The sequence below is a fragment of the Myxococcus vastator genome (assembly GCF_010894475.1).
In the GTDB taxonomy this organism is placed as follows: domain Bacteria; phylum Myxococcota; class Myxococcia; order Myxococcales; family Myxococcaceae; genus Myxococcus; species Myxococcus vastator.
Map to the genome: position 1 here is coordinate 1 of NZ_JAAIYB010000648.1, position 3,558 is coordinate 3,558.

3 protein-coding genes are annotated in these 3,558 nt (G+C 70.5%); all 3 read left to right on the forward strand.

The annotated features are described in order from the left end of the window. The first annotated feature begins 167 nt into the window (after window positions 1-167). The 3 genes from G4D87_RS35465 (at window position 168) to G4D87_RS35475 (ending at window position 3,372) form a co-directional block, all read left to right on the forward strand. Window positions 168-1,478: an adenylosuccinate synthase gene (locus G4D87_RS35465; RefSeq protein ID WP_163787149.1), complete on the forward strand. Its 1,311-nt coding sequence runs from the start codon at window positions 168-170 to the stop codon at window positions 1,476-1,478. A 92-nt stretch (window positions 1,479-1,570) separates the two neighbouring features. Further along, on the forward strand, window positions 1,571-2,875 hold the full coding sequence (locus G4D87_RS35470; protein ID WP_205507848.1) for a tetratricopeptide repeat protein: 1,305 nt from the start codon (window positions 1,571-1,573) through the stop codon (window positions 2,873-2,875). A 62-nt stretch (window positions 2,876-2,937) separates the two neighbouring features. After that, the gene (locus G4D87_RS35475) at window positions 2,938-3,372 is read left to right on the forward strand and encodes a PH domain-containing protein (protein WP_163787153.1); all 435 of its coding nucleotides are present in this window, start codon (window positions 2,938-2,940) and stop codon (window positions 3,370-3,372) included. Window positions 3,373-3,558 lie beyond the last annotated feature (186 nt).

Genomic DNA, 3,558 nt, shown 5'->3' on the forward strand with positions numbered 1-3,558 from the left:
GCCTGGAGGAGGCCGCCGGGCGGCTCGCGGGGGCAGCACGGGCAGTGGCACGCGGTGAGGCCAGGGGTGAATGGGATGGGAGGGAGAAGGCAGCCTGCCAGGCCCTGCATTGTGGCTTCGCGGAACACTGTCACCCGGCCCCCCCCGCGTGCTAAGCGGCGAGCACCATGCCGAACGTCGTCGTCATCGGAGCGCAGTGGGGAGATGAGGGGAAGGGCAAGGTCGTTGACCTGCTCACCGAGCACGCCCAGGTCGTCGTCCGTTTCCAGGGCGGCAACAACGCGGGCCACACGCTGGTGGTGGGCGGACAGAAGACCGTTCTCCACCTGATTCCCTCGGGCATCCTCCACCCTGGTAAGACGTGTGTGATTGGCAACGGAGTGGTGGTGGACCCTGCCGTCCTCGTCGGAGAGATTGACGCGCTGAAGGTGCGCGGCTTCCTCAAGGACGACGCGCAGCTCCTCATCTCCGACAATGCCCACGTCATCTTCCCGTGGCACAAGCTGCTGGACAGCTTCCGCGAGAAGGCGCGCGGCGGCAGCGCCATTGGCACCACGGGCCGGGGCATTGGCCCCGCGTACGAGGACAAGGTGGCCCGTCGCGGCATCCGCATGCGGGACCTGCTCAACGCGGACCGGCTGCGCACGCGCATCGAGGCCCGGCTGCCGGCGGCGCTGGACGAACTGAAGGACCTGTGCGCGCGGGCGGGCGACCCGGTGCCGCAGCTCGAGGTGCCGCAGGTGCTGGCGGAGTTCACCGCCCTGGGCGAGCGGCTCAAGCCCTTCGTCCACGACGCCTCGCTCTACCTGTCCGGTCAGGTGCGCCGCGGCGCCCGCATCCTCTTCGAGGGCGCGCAGGGCACGCTGCTGGACGTGGACCACGGCACCTATCCCTTCGTGACGTCCTCCAACTGCGTGGCGGGCAACGCGGCGGTGGGCTCGGGCCTGGGCCCCACGGCCATCGACAAGGTGATGGGCATCAGCAAGGCCTACACCACGCGCGTGGGCGGCGGTCCGTTCCCCACGGAGCTGAGCGACGCCACCGGTGACCAGCTGCGCAAGGTGGGCGACGAGTTCGGCGCCACCACCGGCCGGCCCCGTCGCTGCGGCTGGCTGGATGGCGTGGTGCTGCGCTACGCCTCGCGCGTCAACGGCCTGTGGGGCATGGCCCTCACCAAGCTGGACGTGCTCAGCGGCCTCAAGACGCTGCAGATCTGCACCGCGTACGAACTGGACGGCCAGAAGGTGACGGAGCTGCCCGGGGACTACGAGGACCTGGAGCGCGTCAAGCCCATCTACGAGACGCTCCAGGGCTGGGACGAGCAGATCGCCGGTGTGCGGACCTTCGACGAGCTGCCGGAGAACGCCAAGCGCTACGTGCGCCGGGTGGAAGAGGTCAGCGGCGTCCCCGTGGTGTGCGTCTCCGTGGGCGCCGACCGCGGTGAGACGGTGCTGCTCCAGAACCCGTTCCGGAGCTGAGCGGAGGCGAAGGGCTGGCGTCGCTCGCGGGCGTGCTGACGCGGCCCTGGTTTTTCTGCTACGGCTTCCGGGTCGATACCCCGGGAGCCGTCATGGTCGTCTTGCGCAGGTTCGTCATCGCGCTGTCCGCGGCAATGCTGCTGGGAGCCGCGGAGCCCTCCGCCGCGGCCCGGGACGCCTTCCTGCGCGGGGAGTCGGCGCTGGCGCGTGGCCGCTGGGATGACGCGGCCGCCGCCTACCGCGAGGCCCTGGCTGACACGCCCGGCTATCCCTCCGCCCTCAATGGCCTGGGCAGCGTGCTCTTCCGCAAGGGGCAGGTGCGGGAGGCGCTCACGCACTTTCGTGACGCCACGCAGGCGGACCCCAGCTTCAAGATGGCCTGGTTCAACCTGGGCTATGCCGCGCGCAAGACGGGGGACGCGGCCACCGCGGCGCGGGCCTACGAGCGCTACACCGAGCTCGAGCCCGGCGACGCGGACGGCTTCTATGGGCTGGGGGAGAGCTACCGGCAGCTCGGCCAGAAGGACAAGGCGATTCCCGCGTACCAGGCGTACATCGCCCGTGAGCAGCGCAAGGGGGAGCAGGTCTGGGTCCGCAAGGCGACCGAGCACCTGAAGGCCATGGGCGCCGAGCCGCTCCCGGTGGCCACCGCGCCGCCCTCGGTGGCGCCTGCCGCGGAGGCCGCGACGTCCAACCCGGCGCTGGCGGCGTCGCGCATCCGCGACGGCGACGCCTTGATGAAGGAGCGCCGCTACCGCGAGGCCGCCTTCGCCTTCCTGGATGCGTCCCACGCGGATGCGAGCCACGTGGAGGCATTGTTCAAGTTGGGGAACGCGCTGGCGGTGCTGGGCTACTACGGACCGGCGGTCGCGCGGTGGGAGCGTGCCACCGCGCTCACGAAGGACGCGGCCATTCAGCAGAGCGCGAAGGAGAACATCGACCGCGCGCGGGCGAAGATGGCGCAGGCGGGCGCTTCTCCCCAGGCCGCGGGACAGGCGCCGGGCTCCGGCCCCGTGGCCGACACGACGCGCGCGCTGGCGCGCCGGGCGTATGAGCAGGGCGTGCAGCGCATCGGAGTCAAGGACTTCAGTGGCGCGCTGACCAGCCTCACCCAGGCCATCCAACATGAGCCCATGCTGGCCGTGGCCTTCGTCGCGCGAGGCAGCGCCAACATCGGCCTGCGCCGCTACGCGGAAGCCGCGGCGGACTATCAGTACGCCTTGGAGCTGGAGCCCGGCTCGGCGTCACCGCTTTACGGACTGGCCGAATCTTTCCGTGCCATGGGACGCACGCTGGAGGCACGCGACCTCTACGAGCGCTATGCCGCCTCTTCCGCCGCGGACATCCGCCCCCAGCTCCAGGAGGAATCCCGACAGAAGGCGGCGCGCCTGCGTTGACCGGCAGGCAGGAAGCCTGAGGGGAGGTGGACCGTGTCAGCCCCAAGCATTAGCTTCCATGAATGAGCGGGCGCGACGCGGAACCGAACGGACGGCAGGTCTTCAGACCCCGACGGGTCCTCGCAGCGGCCATGGCCGCCGCGGGTCTCCTCTGGGTTGCCGTGCTGGTGTACCTCCTCCGATTTTTCGATGAGGTCCCGCTCAAGACCTTCCTCTCAGCGGGCTTTTTCGTCCTCTTCTTCGCCGTGTCGCTCATGTACTACGGGCGCACGCACATCGTCGTGGACGCCCGGGGCCTGACGTACCAGGGCATGGTGCGGACGCGGCGCTTCACCTTCGCGGACATCCGCAAGCTCGATGTCCTGCCGGGGCCCGTGACGGTCTACGCCATCCGGGGCAAGGCGGGGCTCGTCCATTTCACCAGCTTCTTCCGGCACCATCAGCAGCTCGCCCGGCTCCTGGTGGAACGCGCGGGGCTGGGGCCCGTTCCGGGCTGAGCCTCCCGTCAGCTCCCCGTCGCGAGCAGGTACGTGACGGCCACGCCCGCGCAGGCAGCCACCGCGCCCAGGCCAATCAGCCACCATTCGCCGCGAGGCCTGGGCACGTGGGGAGGCGTCTCTGGCGTGGGTTCCACCGCGTCTTCGGCGGACGCAGGGCTGACCGCGTCGGCGGGCGTCTCCTGC